Origin of the sequence: Halalkalibacter alkalisediminis (assembly GCF_028610705.1) — a bacterium.
Classification (GTDB): Bacteria; Bacillota; Bacilli; order Bacillales; family Bacillaceae_D; genus Halalkalibacter; species Halalkalibacter alkalisediminis.
In genome coordinates, this window is the sequence record NZ_JAQQWT010000001.1 from 310,174 (window position 1) to 332,791 (window position 22,618).

The 22,618-nt window shown below is 37.9% G+C and carries 24 protein-coding genes; all 24 read left to right on the top strand.

Annotated features, from left to right (window positions below; genetic code table 11):
* Nucleotides 1-14: 14 nt before the first annotated feature.
* Entirely contained in the window at nt 15-1,691 is a 1,677-nt protein-coding gene (locus PQ474_RS01525; protein WP_273839920.1) for a hypothetical protein, read from the top strand.
* The gene (locus PQ474_RS01530; protein WP_273839922.1) at nt 1,688-1,960 is read left to right on the top strand and encodes an EscU/YscU/HrcU family type III secretion system export apparatus switch protein; all 273 of its coding nucleotides are present in this window, start codon (nt 1,688-1,690) and stop codon (nt 1,958-1,960) included. Before PQ474_RS01525 ends, PQ474_RS01530 begins: the two co-directional genes overlap by 4 nt.
* Before the next feature lie 150 nt (nt 1,961-2,110).
* A complete protein-coding gene (locus tag PQ474_RS01535; protein WP_273839924.1) occupies nt 2,111-2,308 on the top strand; it encodes a hypothetical protein in 198 nt (65 codons plus the stop codon).
* A gap of 255 nt (nt 2,309-2,563) precedes the next feature.
* Complete coding sequence (gene sucC / locus PQ474_RS01540; protein WP_273839926.1) at nt 2,564-3,724, top strand: ADP-forming succinate--CoA ligase subunit beta; 1,161 nt, start codon at nt 2,564-2,566, stop codon at nt 3,722-3,724.
* A gap of 18 nt (nt 3,725-3,742) precedes the next feature.
* Entirely contained in the window at nt 3,743-4,657 is a 915-nt protein-coding gene (sucD, locus tag PQ474_RS01545; RefSeq protein WP_035662613.1) for a succinate--CoA ligase subunit alpha, read from the top strand.
* Between the two features lie 71 nt (nt 4,658-4,728).
* A complete protein-coding gene (gene dprA / locus PQ474_RS01550; protein ID WP_273839929.1) occupies nt 4,729-5,604 on the top strand; it encodes a DNA-processing protein DprA in 876 nt (291 codons plus the stop codon).
* A gap of 129 nt (nt 5,605-5,733) precedes the next feature.
* A complete protein-coding gene (gene topA, locus PQ474_RS01555; protein WP_273839931.1) occupies nt 5,734-7,809 on the top strand; it encodes a type I DNA topoisomerase in 2,076 nt (691 codons plus the stop codon).
* A 223-nt stretch (nt 7,810-8,032) separates the two neighbouring features.
* Entirely contained in the window at nt 8,033-9,340 is a 1,308-nt protein-coding gene (gene trmFO, locus PQ474_RS01560; RefSeq protein WP_273839933.1) for an FADH(2)-oxidizing methylenetetrahydrofolate--tRNA-(uracil(54)-C(5))-methyltransferase TrmFO, read from the top strand.
* Nucleotides 9,341-9,406: 66 nt separating this feature from the next.
* Nucleotides 9,407-10,309 (top strand): tyrosine recombinase XerC, encoded by a 903-nt coding sequence (gene xerC, locus PQ474_RS01565; RefSeq protein WP_390186144.1) that lies wholly within the window; start codon nt 9,407-9,409, stop codon nt 10,307-10,309.
* 24 nt (nt 10,310-10,333) lie between these two features.
* A complete protein-coding gene (hslV, locus tag PQ474_RS01570; protein ID WP_273839937.1) occupies nt 10,334-10,879 on the top strand; it encodes an ATP-dependent protease subunit HslV in 546 nt (181 codons plus the stop codon).
* 31 nt (nt 10,880-10,910) lie between these two features.
* Complete coding sequence (gene hslU / locus PQ474_RS01575; protein WP_390186033.1) at nt 10,911-12,302, top strand: ATP-dependent protease ATPase subunit HslU; 1,392 nt, start codon at nt 10,911-10,913, stop codon at nt 12,300-12,302.
* A gap of 22 nt (nt 12,303-12,324) precedes the next feature.
* The gene (codY, locus tag PQ474_RS01580) at nt 12,325-13,104 is read left to right on the top strand and encodes a GTP-sensing pleiotropic transcriptional regulator CodY (protein ID WP_273839939.1); all 780 of its coding nucleotides are present in this window, start codon (nt 12,325-12,327) and stop codon (nt 13,102-13,104) included.
* Between the two features lie 498 nt (nt 13,105-13,602).
* Nucleotides 13,603-14,001 (top strand): flagellar basal body rod protein FlgB, encoded by a 399-nt coding sequence (gene flgB, locus PQ474_RS01585; RefSeq protein ID WP_273839943.1) that lies wholly within the window; start codon nt 13,603-13,605, stop codon nt 13,999-14,001.
* Nucleotides 14,002-14,004: 3 nt separating this feature from the next.
* On the top strand, nt 14,005-14,463 hold the full coding sequence (gene flgC / locus PQ474_RS01590) for a flagellar basal body rod protein FlgC (protein WP_273839945.1): 459 nt from the start codon (nt 14,005-14,007) through the stop codon (nt 14,461-14,463).
* 12 nt (nt 14,464-14,475) lie between these two features.
* Nucleotides 14,476-14,784, top strand: coding sequence for a flagellar hook-basal body complex protein FliE (fliE, locus tag PQ474_RS01595; RefSeq protein ID WP_273839948.1), 309 nt, complete (start codon nt 14,476-14,478; stop codon nt 14,782-14,784).
* A gap of 56 nt (nt 14,785-14,840) precedes the next feature.
* On the top strand, nt 14,841-16,418 hold the full coding sequence (gene fliF, locus PQ474_RS01600) for a flagellar basal-body MS-ring/collar protein FliF (protein WP_273839949.1): 1,578 nt from the start codon (nt 14,841-14,843) through the stop codon (nt 16,416-16,418).
* 10 nt (nt 16,419-16,428) lie between these two features.
* The gene (gene fliG / locus PQ474_RS01605; RefSeq protein WP_273839951.1) at nt 16,429-17,445 is read left to right on the top strand and encodes a flagellar motor switch protein FliG; all 1,017 of its coding nucleotides are present in this window, start codon (nt 16,429-16,431) and stop codon (nt 17,443-17,445) included.
* Nucleotides 17,438-18,262, top strand: a complete 825-nt coding sequence (gene fliH, locus PQ474_RS01610) for a flagellar assembly protein FliH (protein WP_273839954.1) — start codon at nt 17,438-17,440, stop codon at nt 18,260-18,262. The genes fliG and fliH overlap by 8 nt, the downstream gene beginning before the upstream one ends.
* A complete protein-coding gene (gene fliI, locus PQ474_RS01615) occupies nt 18,240-19,559 on the top strand; it encodes a flagellar protein export ATPase FliI (protein WP_273839956.1) in 1,320 nt (439 codons plus the stop codon). The genes fliH and fliI overlap by 23 nt, the downstream gene beginning before the upstream one ends.
* A 2-nt stretch (nt 19,560-19,561) precedes the next feature.
* The gene (gene fliJ, locus PQ474_RS01620) at nt 19,562-19,999 is read left to right on the top strand and encodes a flagellar export protein FliJ (RefSeq protein WP_273839959.1); all 438 of its coding nucleotides are present in this window, start codon (nt 19,562-19,564) and stop codon (nt 19,997-19,999) included.
* A 14-nt stretch (nt 20,000-20,013) separates the two neighbouring features.
* Entirely contained in the window at nt 20,014-20,580 is a 567-nt protein-coding gene (locus tag PQ474_RS01625) for a MotE family protein (RefSeq protein WP_273839961.1), read from the top strand.
* A 28-nt stretch (nt 20,581-20,608) separates the two neighbouring features.
* Nucleotides 20,609-21,730: a flagellar hook-length control protein FliK gene (locus PQ474_RS01630; RefSeq protein ID WP_273839962.1), complete on the top strand. Its 1,122-nt coding sequence runs from the start codon at nt 20,609-20,611 to the stop codon at nt 21,728-21,730.
* Nucleotides 21,731-21,738: 8 nt separating this feature from the next.
* Nucleotides 21,739-22,203 carry a flagellar hook assembly protein FlgD gene (gene flgD, locus PQ474_RS01635; RefSeq protein WP_273839964.1) on the top strand — a complete coding sequence of 155 codons (465 nt, stop codon included), beginning with the start codon at nt 21,739-21,741 and terminating at the stop codon, nt 22,201-22,203.
* Between the two features lie 29 nt (nt 22,204-22,232).
* Nucleotides 22,233-22,610 (top strand): TIGR02530 family flagellar biosynthesis protein, encoded by a 378-nt coding sequence (locus PQ474_RS01640; RefSeq protein WP_273839966.1) that lies wholly within the window; start codon nt 22,233-22,235, stop codon nt 22,608-22,610.
* The last annotated feature ends 8 nt before the right edge of the window (nt 22,611-22,618 follow it).

The following is a 22,618-nucleotide window of genomic DNA, read 5'->3' on the forward strand; positions in this document are numbered from 1 at the left end:
AGAGGAGGGAGTTCATGTTTCCATTACAAAATCAATCTGTAGCAACTGTCAGACAACCAAGAGTTATTTCTTTATCATCTGGACAGTTATTTCAAGGGAGAATCACAAAGATTTTTCCGAACAATGTTGCTGCATTGTCAGCAAATGGAATGCAGTTAACTGCTCGTTTGGAAGTAGCACTTACAGTAGGGCAGCGATATTGGTTTGAGGTAAAAGATGCGACTGGACTCCCACGTTTGAAAGTTTTAGATGATAACAAGATGAGGCGTGAAGGTTCTGTTGCAACAACGGAAAAATTACTTCACCAATTAGGTTTACCTCCATCAAAAGCCATGGAAAAATTCATAGGTCAATTAGTAGCACTGAAAATCCCGTTTTCAAAAGAGGCATTACTAATTAGTGTTCAAGTGTTAACAGAATTAAACGAGTTAAATGAAAGAGGTTATCATTCTATTGCAAAAATGTTGCAAATGCAGTTGCCGATCTCAAAAGAGTCGTTTTTAGCTTTTCAATCAATGAGTGATCAACAACCGCTAACAACACAATTACTAAAACTAGACGCTTCACTAGCTCAGGTCAATATAGAGACTGCTCAGGAAGTAAAAGAATTAATTGGAAAGATGGTGAAACCTGGTTCTTTTCATACGACAAATTCACCTATAGCACAGTTGTTTTCACTTGTGATGAAAGAAGAACCTGGAGCTATGCAACTTTTAGTCAGGTTAGGAATCGTTAAAGAGGGTACATCTACTCAGCAACTATATGGTTTATTAAAACAAGTGCTATCTAACCCCAAGAATCAACAACTTGTCGAGAGGCTTTGGCCTAGCTTATCTCATCATGTCAGTCAAGACGTGCACTCTTTAATGAGTAACCTTCAAATACCAGGAGGAAAAGAAGGACTACATAAATTAGAACAACTTCTAACTTTAGTTAGTTCTCAAGAGTCAGCTGAGCAAGTACATGCAAAGTGGCTTCAGCTGCCAACGAATACCCTAAGGAAAGAAGAAAAGGCTATTCTTCAGCAAGTTTTAGAATCAAGCACAAATGTCTCCAGTAAGGAGACGGCTGGAGCGCACTTGAAATCCATTTTGACGATGCTAGGTCTCCAATATGAACATGATGTTACACGTGTTTTACAAGGGGATGGAAGCTGGGAAATAAAACAAGCGAATCGTCTCAAAGCATTGCTTATGTCCCTACAGCAACAAGAATTACCTCAGGCTAGTAAAGATCAAGTCATTCAAACGTTGCAACGATTAACGGGACAACAGTTACTTATGCAGGAACAAAATGGACTCTTTCATCAAATACTTTTTCATGTGCCTATTGCTTTAGGATCCTATCAAACGGAGTTAACCATGCAGTGGGAAGGAAAAAAAAGGGAGGAAGGCGAACTCGATCCAACTTTCTGTCGTGTTTTGTTTTATTTAACTTTAGAGCGGCTTCAAGAGACTGTTATTGACTTGCAAATTCAAAATCGATTTGTTACTGTAATGATTTTGAATGAAAACGATAAACCGCAAATCTTAATAGATCTTCTAACACCCTCATTAAAGAGAGCGCTTGTCAAACAAGATTATCAGTTGTCTTCGATAAATTGGAAAAAGATAAGTGAACAGCAAAATAATAGGCAGGTATCAGTCTATCAACAAAAAAGCAACTACCAAGGAGTAGACATAAGAATATGAAAGCAGACCAAGAGAAAAAACAGGCAATTGCCCTTCGTTATCAGGCAAATAAGGATCATTCACCTAAAGTGATTGGAAAAGGACAAGGATTACTTGCAGAAGAAATTATTACCCTTGCTAAAGAACATCAAATTCCTATTCAAGAAGATCCTTCGTTAGTTGGGATGCTGAGTCAACTCGAAGTCAACCAAACTATTCCGCCGGAGCTTTATGAAGTAGTAGCAGAAGTTTTTGCTTTTATTTATCGTATTGATCAAAATGGAAAATAGCCTAGGGATGAGGACCACAGTTAAACATGAAAGTTAAAAAGGATGATGCGAAAGTCTTTAATGACTTATGCATCATCCTTTTTAATAATTATCTTTTGGGACAAACTCAATAGTGTTGAGTTGTAATTCATAAAAGAGGAGGCAAGAAATATGAAAGCTAATGAAGGAAATCAACAAACTGAAGAATATGCCCATGAATTAGGTATCCATCATTCCATACAAGAGTCAGACGCAAAAATCGATTTAACTAAATTTTTATTAGGCCAAAAAGGTGAGAAAAATAAGAAAAATAAGAAAAATAAGAAAAATAAGAAAAAAGAGCAATCGGAGGGAAAATTTGATAAATAGTTTGAAATAATCAATATGGGCTATAAAAAGAAAAGGAATAGCAAACGAGCAACAAATAATTGATCATTCGCAGAACATGTGTGATTCGACAGAGGACTTGTCGAACTTTTATAATTAATTTGATAGGAGGAGGGAATTTCCCCTCCCCATTTTGTGAAAACAATGGTAGAATAAAAAAGAAGGATTCAGTCATTCAACATTAAATGGACTGAGTGGTCTGAAATTACATGCAATTGATAGGAGGCTGGAGAGAGAATGAATATCCACGAGTATCAAGGGAAAGAGCTTCTTCGCAATTATGGTGTTGCTGTTCCTAACGGGAAAGTAGCGTTCTCAGTTGACGAAGCAGTAGAAGCAGCAAAAGAATTAGGTTCTAGTGTAAGTGTTGTGAAAGCACAAATCCATGCAGGTGGCCGTGGGAAAGCGGGCGGAGTTAAAGTTGCAAAGAATTTGGATGAAGTTCGTACATATGCAAATGAGATACTAGGTAAAACATTAGTAACTCATCAAACAGGTCCAGAAGGTAAAGAAGTAAAGCGCTTACTTGTCGAGGAAGGCTGCGACATTAAGAATGAGTACTACATTGGATTAGTACTAGATCGTGCTACTTCAAGTGTTGTCTTAATGGCTTCTGAAGAGGGCGGTACGGAAATTGAAGAGGTTGCTGAGGCGACTCCTGAAAAGATTTTTAAAGAGGTAATTGACCCAGCTGTGGGCCTACAAGGATTCCAAGCTCGTCGTCTAGCATTTAATATTAATATTCCAAAAGAGCTAGTTGGTCAAGCAGTTAAGTTCATGATGGGGCTATATAAAGTTTTCGTTGATAAAGATTGTTCAATCGCAGAAATTAACCCACTTGTAACAACAGGTGACGGGAAGGTTATGGCACTAGATGCAAAATTAAATTTTGATTCTAATGCACTGTATCGTCAAAAAGATATTCTTGCATACCGTGATCTTGAAGAAGAAGATGCGAAAGAAATCGAAGCATCTAAATACGACTTAAGCTATATTTCTCTAGACGGAAATATTGGCTGCATGGTTAATGGTGCTGGACTTGCAATGGCAACGATGGATATCATTAAACATTACAGTGGCGATCCGGCTAACTTCCTTGATGTTGGTGGCGGTGCAACTGCTGAAAAAGTAACAGAAGCATTCAAAATTATTCTTTCAGATGAAAGTGTTAAAGGGATCTTCGTCAACATTTTTGGTGGTATCATGAAATGTGACATCATTGCAGAAGGTGTAGTTGAAGCTACTAAGCAAGTTGGTCTTGAGATTCCACTTGTCGTTCGTCTAGAAGGTACAAATGTCGATCTTGGAAAACAAATCCTTAAAGACTCAGGATTAAATATTACAGCTGCTGATTCAATGGCTGACGGCGCACAAAAAATCGTTTCATTAGTGAAATAGAAAGGCGGGACGTGGAGAATGAGTATCCTAATTAACAAAGATACAAAAGTTATTGTACAAGGTATTACAGGAGCTACAGGCTTGTTCCATACAAAGCAAGCGGTTGAATATGGTACGAATATCGTTGGTGGTGTAACACCTGGTAAAGGTGGCACAGAGGTTGAAGGAATTCCTGTATTTGATACAGTAGAACAAGCAGTGAAAGCGACAGGTGCAAATGCATCCGTTATTTACGTACCACCTGCATTTGCTGCAGATGCGATTATGGAAGCAACTGATGCTGGGCTTGATTTAGCTATTTGTATTACAGAAGGAATTCCAGTAATGGATATGGTTAACGTTAAGCGTTATATGCAAGGGAAGAAGACTCGTTTAATCGGACCAAACTGCCCAGGTGTTATCACTCCTGAAGAGTGTAAAATTGGTATTATGCCAGGATACATTCATAAAAAAGGCCATGTAGGTGTTGTTTCACGTTCTGGTACCCTTACGTACGAGGCTGTTCATCAATTATCAACGAATGGAATTGGGCAATCCTCTGCTGTTGGTATTGGTGGAGACCCAGTTAATGGAACTGACTTCATTGATGTATTAAACTTATTTAATGAAGATCCAGATACTTATGCGGTTATCATGATTGGTGAAATTGGTGGTACTGCAGAAGAAGAAGCTGCTGAGTGGGTAAAAGCCAATATGACTAAACCAGTGGTTGGGTTTATCGGTGGTCAAACAGCACCTCCAGGAAAGCGTATGGGGCATGCTGGTGCGATTATTTCTGGTGGAAAAGGTACTGCAGCTGAAAAGATTAAAACAATGGAGAGCTGCGGTATTAAAGTAGCAGAAACTCCTTCTGTTATGGGTGAGACTCTTATCTCTGTTCTAAAAGAAAAGGGCTTACTTGAAAAATGTACTACACATAAAGTAACAAACTAAGCAATGCATTTTAATAGAAAGTCCTCGAAATTGAGGGCTTTCTTTGTAATTTCCAAAAAAGGGGGTTCCTAATGTCTGAGTTTCGCCTACGATTAATTCATCTCCATAGTTGTCGAGAGATTAGTAGAAATATATTATGTAAGATTCTACAACGAGACAATCACTTAAAATTAATTTATGATTATTCCATTCATCAATGGCAAACGTTGTTCCAACTCTCTCCTAAAAACGCTAATTCTGTGTTCAAACACCTTCATTCTTGTACGCCACAACAACTTTTAAATTACTTCCACAAAAATAACATTCACATCATAACGATAGAAGATCAGGAATATCCACTTTTATTAAAACAAATATTTGATCCTCCATTTGTTCTATACGCAATGGGTAGAATAGAGGTGCTCTTTGACAACAGACGATTAGCCGTTATTGGTACTCGAGTACCTAGTGAATTCGGTGTGGCAGCTGTTGCTAAATTAGTCCCACCTTTGGCGGAGAAAGGTTGGACAATTGTAAGTGGTTTGGCCAAGGGGATTGATTCAATCACTCATTCGTATACAATAAATACATCTGGTCATACAATCGCTGTACTAGGCTCGGGTTTTAATTATATGTATCCAAAAGAAAATATCGGACTATTTTTAAAATTGTCACAAAAACATTTAGTTCTCACCGAATACCCACCTCATACCCCTCCAAGAAAGTGGCATTTTCCTGCTCGAAATCGAATAATTAGTGGTCTATCTCATGCTGTTTTAGTCATAGAAGCCAAAGAAAAAAGCGGTTCACTTATTACCGCAGATCAAGCGTTGGAGCAAGGTAGAGATGTCTTTGCTGTACCAGGGTCTATCTTTTCAGAGCAATCTAAGGGAACCAATTATCTTATTCAACAAGGCGCAAAATTAATAACAAGTGAAGAAGACATCTTGCTCGAGTTAGAAGATTAAAATACAAAATGCGACAAAATTCCCTCTTTTCTTTTTCCCTCTTTTACCAACTACTGTTTGACAAATACCAAAAGTGTGTTTAATAATAGGGAAGATTTTAATTATATCTTCGAGAGAGGGAGTTGCTATATGGCCGATTATTTAGTAATCGTTGAATCTCCCGCCAAAGCAAAGACCATTGGGAAATATTTAGGGAAAAAATATATTGTTAAAGCTTCAATGGGACATGTTAGAGACTTGCCAAAAAGTCAAATGGGAGTAGATGTAGAAAAAAGTTATGAACCCAAGTACATTACAATACGTGGAAAAGGTCCCGTTTTAAAAGAATTAAAAACAGCTGCCAAAAAAGTTAAAAAGATTTATCTCGCGGCTGACCCCGATAGAGAAGGTGAAGCAATCGCTTGGCATCTTGCTCACAGTCTCGATATCGATGAAAACTCTGATTGTAGAGTAGTTTTTAACGAAATAACAAAACAAGCAATTAAAGATGCTTTTAAAACCCCACGTCCTATAAATATGGACCTAGTAGATGCTCAACAAGCAAGGCGAATTTTAGATCGATTAGTTGGGTATAACATTAGTCCATTATTATGGAAGAAAGTAAAAAAAGGACTAAGTGCTGGGCGTGTTCAATCGGTTGCGGTTAAAATGATTATTGAACGTGAAAAAGAAATCCAAAGTTTTATTCCAGAAGAATACTGGAGTATTCCAGCGCAGTTTGCGCTAGAAGGTGAAGCTTTTGATGCAAAGTTCTATGGGATTGAAGGCAAGAAAAAAGAACTTTCATCAGAAGAAGAAGTGAAGCAAGTACTCTCCAAATTGAAGGACGGCCAATTTGATGTTACTTCAGTAAAAAAGAAGGAGCGCAAACGAAATCCGGTAACTCCATTTACCACGTCATCGTTGCAACAAGAGGCTGCTCGTAAATTAAACTTTAGAGCAAAGAAAACGATGATGATTGCTCAGCAACTATATGAGGGTATTGAACTTGATAAGAAAGAAGGAGCCGTTGGTCTCATTACGTATATGCGTACAGATTCAACGCGTATATCAGAAACAGCTCAAGAAGAAGCAAAGCAATACATTGAACAAACATATGGTGAAGAATATACACGTAAAGAAAAAAGGGCTGTTAAGAAAGATAAAAAAGCGCAAGATGCCCATGAAGCAATTCGTCCGACATCAGTGTTTAAAGATCCGAAAATGGTCAAAGGTTATTTATCCCGTGATCAACTGAGATTGTATAAGTTAATTTGGGAACGTATGGTAGCAAGTGAGATGGCCCCAGCTATAATGGATACAATGACAGTAGATATAGAACAAAATGGAGTTCAATTCAGAGCGACAGGCTCTAAAGTGAAGTTCGCCGGTTTCATGAAAGTCTATATTGAAGGCAATGATGATGGGAAAAAAGAGGAAGATCGATTGTTACCAAATTTAGAAGAAGGTCAAAAGGTTGAGAGGTTAGAAATCGAACCGAATCAGCATTTTACTCAACCACCACCAAGATATACCGAAGCTCGTCTTGTTAAGACAATGGAAGAGCTTGGTATAGGTAGACCTTCTACTTACGCACCAACTTTAGATACGATTCAACGTCGCGGTTATGTAGCACTTGAGGATAAGCGTTTTATTCCAACTGAACTTGGATCAATCGTTTTAGAATTAATTGTTGAGTTCTTTCCGGAAATCCTCGATGTGGAATTCACCGCTAAAATGGAAGATGATTTAGACTCCATTGAAGAAGGTCAACAAGAGTGGATTCGCATTATCGATGGTTTTTATAACGGCTTTGAAAAGCGCTTAGCAGTTGCTGAAGAAGAAATGAAGGAAGTAGAAATAAAAGATGAGCCTGCCGGCGAAGATTGTGATAAATGTGGGCACGAAATGGTCTATAAAATGGGACGCTATGGTAAATTTATGGCCTGCTCTAATTTTCCAGAATGTCGAAATACTAAGGCTATCGTTAAAGACATTGGTGTGAAGTGTCCATCTTGTAAAGAAGGAAATATCGTAGAACGTAAAAGTAAAAAGCGCCGAATTTTCTACGGTTGCGACCGCTACCCAGAATGTGAATTCTTATCGTGGGACAAACCAATTGCAAGACCATGTCCAAAATGTAATAGCATGTTAGTCGAAAAAAAATCAAAAAAAGGCGTCAACGTAGAATGCTCCTCATGCGACTATAAAGAAGAATCTAACTGAAGAAATGTTTCAAAAAGGTCGGTTTTTACCTTTTTGAAACATTTCGAAGCAATTAGTGAAAAAAATGTGACTAGTACACACAAAGAATTTAGTATAAAACTTTTAGTCTGATACAAATGTTTGTAGTTTGCTTACGTATTATGATAATATATATAAAGCCTTCACCTGTTATGGGTGAAGGCATTTCTAATGTATAGTATGGAAGTACTTGGAGGGATTTATTTTGTCACATCAACATGTTAACGTTATCGGTGCAGGGTTAGCAGGCAGCGAAGCAGCTTGGCAACTTGCTAAGAGAGGCGTTACAGTTCACTTATATGAAATGCGCCCAGTTAAACAAACGCCGGCACATCACACAGATAAATTTGCAGAATTGGTTTGTAGTAACTCATTAAGGGGAAATGCGTTAACGAATGCTGTTGGCGTCTTAAAAGAAGAAATGCGGAAATTAGACTCAGTGATTATTCGTTCAGCAGATGATGCCGCGGTTCCTGCCGGTGGAGCTTTAGCTGTTGATCGACATGATTTTGCTGACAAAGTGACAGATCGTGTAAGGAATCACCCAAATGTTACTGTGTTTAATGAAGAAATAACGGCAATTCCTGATGGCCCAACGATCATTGCAACCGGACCGCTAACTTCGGAACATTTATCGAAGCAACTTAAAGAATTAACAGGAGAAGAATATCTGTATTTTTACGATGCAGCAGCCCCTATTATTGAAACAGAATCTATAAATATGGATAAAGTTTATTTGAAGTCAAGGTATGATAAAGGTGAAGCGGCATACTTAAACTGTCCAATGACAGAAGAGGAATTTAATCAATTTTACGACGCACTTGTCTCTGCTGAAACGGTACCTCTAAAAGAGTTTGAAAAGGAAGTATTTTTTGAAGGATGTATGCCAATTGAAGTTATGGCAAAGCGTGGTCGCAAAACGATGTTGTTTGGACCTATGAAGCCAGTGGGACTTGAACATCCAGAGACGGGAAAGCGTCCTTATGCAGTCGTTCAGCTAAGGCAAGATAATACATCAGGAACGTTGTATAACCTTGTTGGGTTCCAAACACATTTGAAATGGGGCCCACAAAAAGAAGTTTTACAATTAATTCCTGGTCTAGAAAATGCAGAAATTGTTCGTTATGGTGTGATGCATCGAAATACATTTATTAATTCCCCTAATCTGTTAAATCCAACTTACCAGTATAGAGGAAGGGATGATCTATTCTTTGCAGGTCAGATAACAGGTGTTGAAGGGTATGTCGAATCAGCTGCTGCAGGACTAGTCGCGGGAATAAACGCAGCTAATTATGTACAAAATAAGGAATTAATCACTTTTCCTGAAACGACAGTCATTGGTAGCATGGCTTCTTATATCACAACAGCTGCTAAGAAGAATTTCCAACCAATGAATGCCAATTTCGGTTTATTACCACCTCTTGAGGTACGCATTAAAGACAAAAAAGAGAGATACGAACAACTAGCTGATCGAGCATTGAGCGCAATTCAGAATTTTGTGAAAAAAACGTAAATTCAGTTGTCAAGAGCTACTAAATCATGATAGAATTTAGTAGCTCTGCGAGTATTGGTGGTGTTTATAGTGAATGAACAGGCTTGGATCGATCAATTTCTTACATATTTACAGTTGGAAAAGAATAGCTCTATACATACGATCAGTAATTACTCCCGTGATATAGTTGACTTTGTATCGTTTATAAAAAGAAAAAATATAAATGACTTTGCGACCGTAAAGACACAAGATGTACGTGATTATTTAACGTGTTTATACGAAAAAGAATACGCAAGAAAAACGGTTTCAAGAAAAATTTCTGCACTACGAAGCTTTTACATGTTTCATCTGAGAGAAAAGCACGTGGATGAGAATGTATTTGCTACGGTAGTACTGCCTAAAAGTGGGGAACGATTGCCCACTTTTTTGTACGAAGAAGAAATGAAAGAGTTATTTGAGTCTTTAGACGGTCAAACACCACTTGATCAACGAGATCGAGCAATTTTAGAGTTGTTATATGCAACTGGAATGAGGGTAAGTGAGTGTAGACATCTATCTATCCATGACATCGACTTAACGATTGGTACAGCTCTAGTAATCGGTAAAGGACGAAAAGAACGCTACAATCCAATGGGTGCTTTTGCATGTGACGCATTACACGAGTATATTGAAGATGGCAGAAAAAAACTCTTAACAAAGACGAACAACCGCTCAACCGCTTTATTTTTAAATTATCGTGGGGGACAATTATCTGACAGGAGCATTCGTACGATTGTTCAGAAGCGTATGGAGAAAGTATCCTCAAATAAACGTTTAAGACCGCATGACATTAGACATTCGTTTGCCACGCATATGTTAAACAATGGAGCTGATTTAAGGGTTGTTCAAGAACTTTTAGGTCATGAACATCTTTCAACGACCCAAATATACACACATGTTACAAAAGATCGATTACGTGATGTATACAAACATGCTCATCCTCGGGCTTAGAGGATTTGTAAGGGAGGATTTATAATGAATCATACATTTCATGCCACAACAATCTTTGCTATACAACATAACGGTAAATGTGCAATGGCCGGTGATGGCCAAGTTACGTTTGGTAACGCCGTTGTGATGAAACATACAGCAAAAAAAGTTCGTAAAATTTATCAAGGTAAAGTTATTGCTGGATTTGCTGGATCTGTAGCAGATGCTTTTACATTATTTGAGAAATTTGAAGCGAGGTTGGAAGAGTATAACGGTAACCTGCAAAGAGCAGCAGTGGAGTTGGCGAAGGAATGGCGTAGTGACAAAGTTCTAAAAAGACTTGAAGCCATGCTTATTGTTATGAATCAAGATCATCTATTACTAGTTTCTGGAACAGGTGAAGTGATTGAACCTGATGATGGGATCTTAGCTATAGGGTCTGGAGGTAACTATGCCCTTTCTGCAGGAAGAGCACTTAAGAAACATGCCCCCTCACTTTCTGCAAAAGAAATCGCGCAGGCATCGTTAGAAACAGCTGGTGAAATTTGTGTATATACAAACTTAAATATCGTGGTAGAAGAACTTAACTAATTGAACGATTCAGAAATGGAGAGTGAAGATAGTGAGAACAGACTTAACTCCTCGTGAAATTGTTGATCGCCTTAACCAATTTATTGTTGGTCAAGAAGGAGCGAAAAAATCAGTTGCAATAGCATTACGTAATCGTTTCAGACGTAGTAAACTAGATGAAAAAATGAGAGATGAAATTACACCCAAAAACATTTTAATGATTGGACCAACAGGTGTAGGGAAAACAGAAATCGCCCGTCGACTTGCTAAATTAGTAGGAGCTCCATTTGTGAAAGTCGAAGCAACCAAGTTCACTGAGGTTGGTTATGTAGGGCGAGATGTAGAATCTATGGTTCGTGATCTTGTTGAAACAAGTTTTCGAATGATAAAGGAAGAGAAAATGCACCAAGTGCGTGGTCAAGCTGAAGAAAATGCCAATCAACGCATCGTTGAATTGCTTGTACCCACATCAAAGAAACAAACCAATTATAAAAATCCTTTTGAGATGATTTTTGGTCAACAGGGAACACAAGAAGTGGAAACTGAACCAGTAGAAGAATCCAACATTGCCTCAAGACGTAGACAAACAGCTCATAAGCTTGCTTTAGGTGAACTTGAGGATCACCTAGTTACGATTGAAGTAGATGAACAGTCTCAAAATTTCATGGATATGTTTCAAGGGGCGGGTATGGAGCAGATGGGCATGAATATGCAAGAAATGCTCGGTGGTATGATACCAAAAAAAAGAAAGAAAAGACGATTGCCTGTATCGGATGCTAGAAAAGTTTTAATTGAAGAAGAGGCACAAAAGCTCATTGATATGGACGAAGTGACGCAAGAAGCTGTAACGAGAGCTGAACAATTAGGAATCATCTTTATTGATGAAATTGATAAAGTAGCTAGCAAAGGTCAGCAGTCAGCAGACGTGTCTCGGGAAGGCGTTCAACGTGACATATTGCCAATCGTTGAAGGTTCCACAGTTGTAACGAAGCATGGACCTGTTAAGACGGATCACGTCCTTTTTATTGGAGCTGGAGCTTTTCATATGGCTAAACCTTCTGATCTTATACCAGAATTACAGGGACGCTTTCCCATTCGTGTTGAGCTTTCCAATTTAACGGTCGATGACTTTGTACGTATTCTTATTGAACCGAATAATGCTTTGATTAAACAATATGTGGCTCTTCTAGAAACAGAGGGTATAAAAGTTACGTTTTCGGACAAAGCTGTTCATAAGATTGCGACTATTGCAACGGAAGTCAATCAAGAGACCGAGAATATTGGAGCTAGACGGCTACACACGATACTTGAACGGTTACTTGAAGATCTTTCTTTTGAGGCACCGGATATAAATTTAGAAGAAATTGTGATAACGCCAGAATATGTAGAAGAAAAATTAGCTTCTATTGCAAAGAATCGAGATCTTAGCCAATATATTCTGTGAAGTTGTAGGAGGAGAAAGAATTATGGATTTATTATCAAGAACAAGAAAAATTAATGAAATGTTACAAAAGACTGGGGTACAACACGTAAATTTCAAAGATATGGCCGAGACACTTCGTGACACTATTAGTGCCAACATTTTTGTAGTTAGTCGTCGTGGAAAATTACTAGGTTTTGCAATTAAACAAGAGATTGAAAATGAAAGAATGAAGAAGATGTTAGAAGATCGACGTTTTCCAGAAGAATATACGGATGGCCTTTTCAAAATTGAAGAAACATCGGCTAACCTTGATATTGAAAGTGAATATACGGCGTTTCCTGTTGAGAACAAAGATCTATTTAAAAGTGGTCTTACAACAGTAGTGCCGATTCAAGGTGGAGGTCAACGCCTTGGTACTCTAATTCTTGCTAGGTTAAATCAATCATTTAGTGATGACGATTTGATTTTAGCTGAATATGGTGCAACTGTTGTTGGGATGGAAATTCTCCATGAAAAAACTCAAGAAATTGAAGAAGAAGCACGTAGTAAAGCTGTTGTTCAGATGGCTATCAGTTCATTATCTTATAGTGAGTTAGAAGCTGTTGAGCATATCTTCCATGAATTAGATGGAAAAGAAGGATTACTTGTAGCAAGTAAGATTGCCGATCGAGTAGGGATTACACGTTCTGTTATTGTAAATGCCCTTCGTAAACTAGAAAGTGCTGGTGTGATCGAGTCGCGCTCCCTTGGAATGAAAGGAACTTATATTAAAGTGTTAAATGACAAGTTCTTGCTTGAATTAGATAAATTAAAAACGAAATAAGAAAATAAAAGCTGCGCCAAAGTCACTTGACGATTTGGCGCGGCTTTTTATATGCATTCTTTAAAATGCGCTTTCTCCAATGCTAACGTATTAGTCAGAACGTTAAAGGTAAGTTATGCAAGATCCACTCTGATCTTCCTAGGAAGAAAGAATGACTTTGGCATAAAAATATGATAAATTACTTTTATATTGATAATGAAGTGGAATGACCGATGATTTCCACTTCATCTGATGAGTTTAGTTCAAAAATCAACTGATGAATTTCGTGGAATAATGTCGAAATTTAGGGTGATTAACATCATACTTGCAGTAAAATGAGACAAAAGTCTACATTGTTTTATAGTTCTTTTATCTTGAATCTGTAATTCCATGAAACGGTGTTAGACTTTTTACGTGACTTTTAATACAATTCTCGTAGAGACTTTGAAAAAGTGTGTAAAAGTTAGTAATGAGTGCGAAAAATGTCGAAATGAAGTATGATGTCGGAAGGTGATTTTTTTGGATCTTTTTGGTAGCTCAACCATCAAATCTTTAGAACGTGGATTAGAAGGAGCTCAATTACGTCAAAAGGCAATATCTAATAATATTGCAAATGTAGATACACCGAATTACAATGCGAAGCAAGTTAGCTTTAAACATACATTATCAGAAGCAATGAACGCTTCTAATATGAAAGCACATCGTACAAATGATCAACATGTTGAATTTACTACAACTAAACGATCACCTGTTGTAGTGACGAATAGGGGTACGATGTACAACCATAATCAAAATAATGTCGATATTGATTTAGAAATGGCTGAGTTAGCTAAATATCAAATTTATTATAATGCATTGATTGATCGAATAAATGGAAGCTTTAATAGCCTACAAACAGTAATAAAAGGAGGGAGATAAAAGATGACGATATTTCACGGTTTTAACACAAGTGCCTCAGCATTAACCTCTCAGCGATTACGTATGGACGTAATATCAGCTAATATGGCTAATGCAGAAACAACTAGAGGAACTATGGTAAATGGCGAGTGGCAACCGTATCAAAGAAAAATGGTCGTTATGCAACCAAACGAAAAACAATCGTTTGCTCCTTTCCTAAATAAAGCGATGTCTAATGAGTCATCATCTGTTGGAAATGGTGTGAAGGTATCGGGAATCATTAATGATCAAACTCCATTTAAATTAGTTTACAATCCGGAACATCCAGATGCTAATGAGGAAGGATATGTTCAAATGCCCAATGTGGACCCTCTTAGAGAAATGGTTGATTTAATGAGTGCAACAAGGTCATATGAAGCGAATGTGACAACCTTAAATGCATCAAAAAATATGCTTCTAAAAGCTTTAGAAATCGGAAGATAGGGGATATCATAAATGAATATATCAGGCATTCAATTACCATTTTTAATAAATCAAACGGCTGTTAACGGCGCTAAAACTAAAATAACACCTGCGGCAGCTCAAGATACATTTAAATCAGCTTTAAGCCAAGCGATTAAAGACGTTAATCATTTACAAAAAGCTTCAGCCGAAAAGACTGAATTACTTGCAAAAGGTGAAATAGATAATCTTCATGATGTAATGATAACTGGTCATAAAGCCAGCATTACTCTCCAGGCAACAGTCGAAGTCAGAAATAAAGTAGTAGAAGCTTACCAAGAAATTATGCGAATGCAAGTTTAAAAGTCTAGTTGACTAGGCTTTTCTCTTTTTGATTGTCGTTTCTAAGGGGAGGTCACATGAACGAAAAATTAGTAAGTTACAAAGCGAAATGGGCAGAATATTGGGATGGGCGGAATGCAAAACAAAAGGGGATCTTTATCGGTACTTTTTTGGCAATTTTATTGGTCCTTATACTTATAACTTTTATGAGCACTAAACAGAGTTACGCTGCTTTATATAGCAATTTAACACTTCAAGAAACAGGACAGATAAAAGAAACACTAGATGCGCGCGGAATATCATCAACGATTTCAGATAATGGCACGGCTATTTTAGTTCCAGAGGCACTTGTGGACTCACTTAAGGTGGATTTAGCTGCAGAGGGTTTACCGAAAAGCGGAAGCATTGATTATAGTTTCTTTCAAGATCAAATGGGTTTTGGGATGACTGATAATGAATTCTCAGTTATTGAGCGTGCTGCGATGCAAACAGAGCTTGGTAGTTTAATTCGTAACATTAATGGGGTTAATCATGCGAATGTCATGATTACGTTACCAGAAGAGAGTGTGTGGCTAAGCGCAACTAAAGAAGCCTCAACAGCTGCAGTTGTTTTAGATCTAGCTCCGGGTTATCAACTTGAGCCGGCGCAAGTTAAAGCATTATTTCATTTAGTCTCAAAAAGTGTTCCGAACCTTCCAATAGAAAATATCGTCATTTCTGACCAAATGTTTAACGATTATTTATATGATAATGGAAATACTGGTGATTCAACTCTCTCAGTCTATGAACAGCAACGTGCTATTCAACGAGATATTGAACGTGATTTAACGAGAAACTTACAACAAATGCTAGGAACTGTTGTTGGGAGAGATAAGGTTCTTGTTTCAGTCACAACTGATATTGATTTCACACAAGAAAATCGTACAGAAGCTTTAGTGGAACCGGTTGATCCTGAGAATATGGAAGGGATTGCGGTTAGTATTGAACGAATTGCTGAGACATATAGCGGAGAGGGAACCGTGGACGGTGGAGTAGTTGGAGTAGGTGATGAAATTCCTAACTTCCCAGCGGCTGTGGGACAAGGACCTTCTGAATGGGAACGTACGGAAGATCGAATTAATAATGAAGTAAATCGGATTAACCGAGATATTGTGGAAAGTCCTTATAAAATACGTGATTTAGGAATTCAAGTAATGGTAGAGCCGCCAGAAGGCTTAGATGTCCTTCCGCAAGAACGTATAGATGATATTCAACAACTATTAGGCACAATTGTGAGAACTAGTATTTCAGGAGTTTATGCCAATGAGCTTACTCCTGAATTGATTAATGAGAAGATTGCTATCACTTCCCAACCTTTTGAAGGGAAAATGGAATTTTATCAACAACCAATCGAGGCGATCCCGATGTGGATGTATGTGGTAGGTGGAGTATTAGTAGTTGTTATACTGCTATTAATATTCTTGCTTTTAAGAAAGAAGAAACAAGATCATGCAGCAGAGGAAATGTTTGTAAAAGAGGTTAATTATGAAATACCAGACCTTCCAAATGAAGACACTGGATTATCCGCGACAAAGCGTAAACAATTAGAAAAGATGGCAAAGGAAAAGCCAGATGAGTTTTCAAAACTATTAAGAACATGGTTATCTGAAGATTAGGAGGGATAGTATGGCTACAGCAACAAACAAAGGATTAACAGGTAAACAAAAGGCGGCAATCCTCCTCATCTCTCTTGGGCCTGATGTTTCAGCACAAGTGTACAAGCATTTGTCAGAAGAAGAAATTGAACAACTCACACTTGAAATTGCAAATGTTCGAAAAGTGGATAGTGGGATGAAAGAGGAAATACTTGAGCAATTTCACTCTTTAGTGCTAGCTCAAGACTATATTGCACAAGGTGGGATTGGTTACGCAAAAAGCATTCTTGAAAAAGCGTTAGGTGAAGAAAATGCAATGGGCATTATAAACCGTCTGACATCAACGCTACAAGTGCGTCCTTTTGACTTTGCACGTAAAGCCGATCCATCGCAAATTTTGAATTTTATTCAAAATGAACACCCGCAAACAATTGCTCTTATCTTATCTTATTTAGAGTCCGTTCAAGCAGGGCAAATTTTATCAGAATTGCCTCAAGAAGTACAAGCAGATGTAGCTAAAAGAATTGCCTTAATGGATAGTACATCGCCAGAAATCGTGAATGAGGTTGAATCTATTTTGGAACAAAAGTTATCGTCAACGGTGACACAAGACTATACAGATGCTGGTGGAATTGAGGCAGTTGTAGAAGTGTTAAATAGTGTAGATCGTAGTACAGAAAGAACTATTTTGGATGCCTTAGAAATTCAAGATCCAGAGCTTGCAGAAGAAATTAAAAAGCGTATGTTTGTCTTTGAAGATATTGTTACGCTTGATAATCGTTCAATTCAACGTGTCATCAGAGATGTAGAGAACGAAGATCTACAGCTTTCGTTAAAAGTTGCTAGTGAAGAAGTGAAGGAAATTGTCTTTAATAACATGTCGCAACGTATGGCAGAGACATTTAAAGACGAGATGGAATTCATGGGTCCTGTCAGATTAAGAGATGTTGAAGAAGCTCAATCTAGAATTGTTGCGGTGATTCGTCGTTTAGAAGAAGCTGGTGAAATTGTTATAGCTCGTGGTGGAGGAGACGATATTATTGTCTAAAATTATTAAATCACTACATTCTCCTCATGCCTCAACGGAAACTAAGCAAATTACCATTCGAAATCTTTTTGAAGAGGGTATTTTCAATAAGCTTGAAATAAATAGTGAAACTAAGAAAGATTCAGAAAAAATGATTATTCTAGAGGAACGTCAGAAACAAATAGAAATAGAAATTGCAGAAGCTCAAAAAAAAGCAAAACAGGTATTAGCAGAGGCAAAAGAACAAGCTAGTAGGGTATTGGAGCAAGCGGAACTAGAGCGGCAACAAGCGCATTTGAAAATAGAAGAAGCTAGAGCAGAAGCAATGAACCAAGGGTACCAAGAAGGTTTAGAACATGGGCAAAGTGAGGGCTTTCAATCTTACAGTAACTTAATTCAACAGGCTCGAGCTATTATTGCTCAATCTGAACAGGAATATGAGAAGACATTAGATTCAGCTGAACCTGTTATTGTTGAACTAGCAACGGCGGTTGCAAGGCGTATGATAGATGTGCAATTAACGGAGAATCAAGAAATTTGGTCATCTCTTTTAAAGCAAGTGATGACAGAAGTACGTGAGCATGAGAATGTTAGAATTTATGTTCACCCAGATTGGTTTGAAAGAACAACACACCAAAAAGAGGAACTTGAACAACTATTGAGTCATACGGAGAATCTTTTTATCTATCCTGATGCGGGTCTGATGAAAAACGGTTGTGTCATTGAATCTAAATATGGTCGGATTGAGGCAACGATAGATAAACAACTTGAAGAATTGAAAAGGCAGTTACTTGAGAAATTAAAGGAGGGGGATCATGAAGGCACAAGCTCTTATTAATTCTGTCCCTTCTTTATCTCCATATAAATGGTACGGAAAAGTTACACGGGTTGTGGGATTAACAATTGAATCAAAAGGCCCCCAAGCTTCAATTGGAGACCTTTGCTACATCATTGTTGGAAAAACAAAACAAACAAAGGTAAAAGCAGAAGTGGTAGGCTTTCGAGATGAGAATGTTCTCTTAATGCCCCTTGATGGGACTATGGAAATTTCTCCGGGAAGCCTTGTAGAGGCCACTGGAAAGCCTTTGGAAATAAAAGTAGGAAATGGATTAATAGGACATGTCATTGATGGATGTGGAGAGCTAATGACAAAGGGGCCGCTTCCTAAAGGACTTACTTCATTTCCAACGGATAACACCCCACCTAATCCTTTAGCTAGACCGCGTATACATGAAAAGATGTCACTTGGCGTGCGAGCAATTGATTCTCTTTTTACTGTTGGTAAAGGTCAACGAATTGGGATCTTTGCAGGAAGTGGGGTCGGTAAAAGTACACTGCTTTCAATGTTGGTAAAAAATTCTGCTGCTGACGTCAACGTGATTGCTCTGATTGGTGAACGTGGGCGAGAAGTGAAAGATTTTATAGAACGAGACCTAGGAGAAGAAGGTTTACGGAAAACGGTTCTTGTTGTTGCGACGTCAGACCAACCTGCGTTAATGCGAATAAAGGGAGCGATGACGGCAACGGCGGTAGCTGAGTATTTTCGAAATCAAGGGCTTCATGTTAATTTAATGATGGATTCTGTGACTAGATTTGCTATGGCACAAAGAGAAATCGGATTAGCTGTTGGAGAACCTCCTACTTCAAAAGGGTATACCCCATCTGTTTTTGCTATGCTTCCCAAACTATTAGAGCGATCAGGTACGGATGCATTAGGTTCTATTACAGCATTTTATACAGTCTTAGTGGATGGCGATGATATGAATGAGCCTATTGCAGATGCTGTCCGAGGCATTTTAGATGGACATTTGGTGCTAGACCGGAAATTAGCCAATAAAGGGCAATTCCCTGCGATTAACGTATTAAGAAGTGTTAGTCGTGTAATGGCTGATATCACAGATGACACACATCGTGCTTGTGCTGATAGAGTGAGAACCCTATTATCTATCTTTGATGAGAATGAGGATTTGATTAATATAGGTGCTTATAAAAGAGGAGCATCACGAGAGATTGATGAGGCCATTCAAATGCATCCACAGATTATTTCTTTCCTAAAGCAAGCAACGGATGAAGCAACCAATGTCGATGAATCGGTTCAAAGACTATTGAATGAGTTCGGAAGAGGTGAACGTTAAGCATGTCATTCCAATTTACGCTTGAGAAAGTCATGCAGTTTAAGGAACAAGAGAAGAATACGACACAAGCTCAATACCAAGAAGCAGTTGATCAGTTTGAACTAGTAGCTTCCCAATTATATGAGTTACTTAAGCGTAAAGAGGAATTGGAAACACATGCGCGTGAACAGATTTCGACTGGAACATCGATTTATGATTTACAACAAAACCAAACGAAAGTTTTGCAATTACAACATGAAATTCAAGTGAAGCAACGAGCTACTCAGCTTGCGCGAGAAAAAATGAACAAAAAACAAGAAGATTTCATTTTGAAATCTATTGAGCTTAAAAAATATGAAAAAATGAAACAATTGAAACAAGAACAATATAAAGAAGAAATAAAGCGAGTTGAACTCTTGCAAATGGATGAGGTGTCCATCCGATTATTTGCAAACAGATGAGGTAAGGTGATTCTATGAGTGAAAATGAAAAAACACATAGCAAATTACAATGGTTTTTTCTTGTTATTTGCATCCCAGTCATCTTTGCTATCATTTTATTCAGTGTCATTTTATCTTTTCTTGGAATTAATGTGATGGATAAAGCGAAGGAATACGGTGGCAGCATTCCAGTTGTGTCTTCATTGTTTGTTGAAGAGGAGGAAATAGAAGCGGAAGAGGTTGATGTTCAACTCCTTGATGCAACAATACAGGAACAACAAGCTGAAATTGAGCGACTGCAAGTGATCATCAGTCAACGAGAGGAAGAAATTAAATCTCTTAAAAATGAACAAGCTCAGGCTCAACATAAAGCGTCTATTGAAGAAGAACTCTATGCAGAGGAAGCGCGTGATCTTAAAGATATAGCAAGAACGTATGAGTCAATGTCGACGAAAAATGCAGCGGGTATTATCTCACAGTTAAATACCGAAGATGCATTATTGCATTTATCTTTAGTTTCAATCGAAGTTAGGGCAGGAATTTTATCAAAGATGGATAGTGAAGTTGCGGCCGATTTGCTTTCGAGGTTGGCAAATCAATAAAGGCTGTATATGGAAGGGAGGTGAAATCATGTCTGGAATGAGCACACTCGTACTTTTAACAAGTAGTCCACAAGTAGTAGCTAGGTCTAGGAGTGATGCGTCCCAAACAACTGGAGAATCTAATTTCTCAAAACTCCTTGGACAGTTCGTTTCAGAAGAAGCCGCAGTCGCTCAAGGGGAGGTAAGTAATGAAGACTTACTAATGAAGTTACTCGCTCATTTTAACTTTAGTGAAGAAGAGTTAAATGATAAAGATGAATTAAAAGAGTTATTGTATGTACTTCCAATTGAGCAACAAGAAGAAATGATGGCTTTCGTTCAAGAGGATGAACCGGATTTACATATGGTCTTTACATGGCCACCGATACAGCAAGTGGTGTTGGTTTTAATGAATGCTTTGGCAGATCAGTCTCCTAAGCTAGATGACCATCTTTATAAGTTCGCAACAGCTTTTACTGAATGGAATGTAGTGGAGTCTGATTTGACAGAAGATCTAGTTATGAAGTTTAAGCAGCTCGTAGATCAGAAAAAAGCAGAAGGTCAATTAGTATTAAATTTAACGATGAATAACGAAACAGATAAAGCAACTCAACAAGCGAAACTTCCTTTATTCCATGAGAATTCCCTGTCACAGGGATTACACGTTAGTCAAACGGGCCAAGAATTAGGTCAAGCAATGTCTAAGGTTGAACAAGCAGTCATTCATATAGGCGACCGTTTGCCGAAAGAAATGCAGCAACAGCAATTTTTAAGACAGCTTCAAACTTTGATACAGCGAAGTGTTCTTAGTCAAAGTCCTTCAGGTATGAATACCTTATCGATTAAATTGTTCCCTGCTCACCTAGGCCGTTTAGATATTCAGCTTACGCAAATAGATGGAGTTATCACAGCCAGGATTCTGACGGGATCTACCACTGCAAGGGATCTGATTGAAGCGCAACTTACTCAATTACGTCAAGCCTTTAATCAGCAACAAATCCAAGTAGAGAAAATTGAAATTGCCCACCACTATCTTGGACAAGAAAAAGAAGAGGAATCTTCTGGTAGAAATACAAAAGAAGATGAGGCTCTGCAAGAAGAAAGTAAACAGGAAAGTGAAAGTGATTTCCAAGTACTTTTAGAAGAAGCTTTATTTAATGAACAGGTGTAGGTGATGAAATGACAAACATACATGATGGTTTACGGTTAAATACGCAACTGAATCCAACCCAGACACAAAATCAAGGGATATTAGGAAAAGATGATTTTCTTAAAATTCTTATTACACAGCTTCAAAACCAAGATCCATCTAATCCAATGGATGACCGTGAATTCATTGCACAAATGGCTCAGTTTTCTTCATTAGAGCAAATGACGAATATGAATCAAGCTATCCAAAAGTTTGTATCGATACAATCCAGTCAGAATTTAGTGAAACATAGTGAATTAATCGGAAAAAAGGTGCAGTGGAAAAGGGAAGTGCCTATTGATGAGTATCGTTCTAGAACGGAATATGTTGAGAACATGGTAACGTCCGTTAAGCTAGAAAGCGATGGCCAATTAAGAGTTCAACTAGATGATGGCCGTTGGATTAGTAATGAACAGCTCGTCCAAGTTAGTGAGTCAGATCCGAAAAACGATTAAAAAATGGCTTTACGGAAGGATGATGTATGATGGAACCAAGAATTTCTGCTCATTCTCTTCATTCGTTTCCAAAGCCGATTCGAAAGAATGTCAATCCAATACAAACTAAACCCTTTAATCATTTACTGAAAAACGAAATATACAACACAGTTCAGTTAAAGGTAAGTAAACATGCCAAGCATCGGATGGACACGAGAGGAATCGAGTTTTCCCCGGAGAAATGGTTGACTATTCAAGAAAAGGTTAAAGAAGCAAAACAAAAGGGAGTAAAAGATTCTCTTGTAATCACCAATAATGCAGCTCTAGTAGTAAGTGTTCAAAATGATACGGTGATTACAGTCCTTAATCGAGATGAAGCGCAATCACAAATATTCACCAATATTAACGGAACGATATTAATTGATTAATAAGACTG

Excerpts from the sequence above, each read along its gene's own strand:
- PQ474_RS01525 (WP_273839920.1), top strand. The coding sequence starts at position 15 with ATGTTTCCATTACAAAATCAATCTGTAGCAACTGTCAGACAACCAAGA.
- PQ474_RS01530 (WP_273839922.1), top strand. The coding sequence starts at position 1,688 with ATGAAAGCAGACCAAGAGAAAAAACAGGCAATTGCCCTTCGTTATCAG.
- PQ474_RS01535 (WP_273839924.1), top strand. The coding sequence starts at position 2,111 with ATGAAAGCTAATGAAGGAAATCAACAAACTGAAGAATATGCCCATGAA.
- sucC (WP_273839926.1), top strand. The coding sequence starts at position 2,564 with ATGAATATCCACGAGTATCAAGGGAAAGAGCTTCTTCGCAATTATGGT.
- sucD (WP_035662613.1), top strand. The coding sequence starts at position 3,743 with ATGAGTATCCTAATTAACAAAGATACAAAAGTTATTGTACAAGGTATT.
- dprA (WP_273839929.1), top strand. The coding sequence starts at position 4,729 with ATGTCTGAGTTTCGCCTACGATTAATTCATCTCCATAGTTGTCGAGAG.
- topA (WP_273839931.1), top strand. The coding sequence starts at position 5,734 with ATGGCCGATTATTTAGTAATCGTTGAATCTCCCGCCAAAGCAAAGACC.
- hslV (WP_273839937.1), top strand. The coding sequence starts at position 10,334 with ATGAATCATACATTTCATGCCACAACAATCTTTGCTATACAACATAAC.
- codY (WP_273839939.1), top strand. The coding sequence starts at position 12,325 with ATGGATTTATTATCAAGAACAAGAAAAATTAATGAAATGTTACAAAAG.
- flgC (WP_273839945.1), top strand. The coding sequence starts at position 14,005 with ATGACGATATTTCACGGTTTTAACACAAGTGCCTCAGCATTAACCTCT.
- fliE (WP_273839948.1), top strand. The coding sequence starts at position 14,476 with ATGAATATATCAGGCATTCAATTACCATTTTTAATAAATCAAACGGCT.
- fliF (WP_273839949.1), top strand. The coding sequence starts at position 14,841 with ATGAACGAAAAATTAGTAAGTTACAAAGCGAAATGGGCAGAATATTGG.
- fliG (WP_273839951.1), top strand. The coding sequence starts at position 16,429 with ATGGCTACAGCAACAAACAAAGGATTAACAGGTAAACAAAAGGCGGCA.
- fliI (WP_273839956.1), top strand. The coding sequence starts at position 18,240 with ATGAAGGCACAAGCTCTTATTAATTCTGTCCCTTCTTTATCTCCATAT.
- fliJ (WP_273839959.1), top strand. The coding sequence starts at position 19,562 with ATGTCATTCCAATTTACGCTTGAGAAAGTCATGCAGTTTAAGGAACAA.
- PQ474_RS01625 (WP_273839961.1), top strand. The coding sequence starts at position 20,014 with ATGAGTGAAAATGAAAAAACACATAGCAAATTACAATGGTTTTTTCTT.
- PQ474_RS01630 (WP_273839962.1), top strand. The coding sequence starts at position 20,609 with ATGTCTGGAATGAGCACACTCGTACTTTTAACAAGTAGTCCACAAGTA.
- flgD (WP_273839964.1), top strand. The coding sequence starts at position 21,739 with ATGACAAACATACATGATGGTTTACGGTTAAATACGCAACTGAATCCA.
- PQ474_RS01640 (WP_273839966.1), top strand. The coding sequence starts at position 22,233 with ATGGAACCAAGAATTTCTGCTCATTCTCTTCATTCGTTTCCAAAGCCG.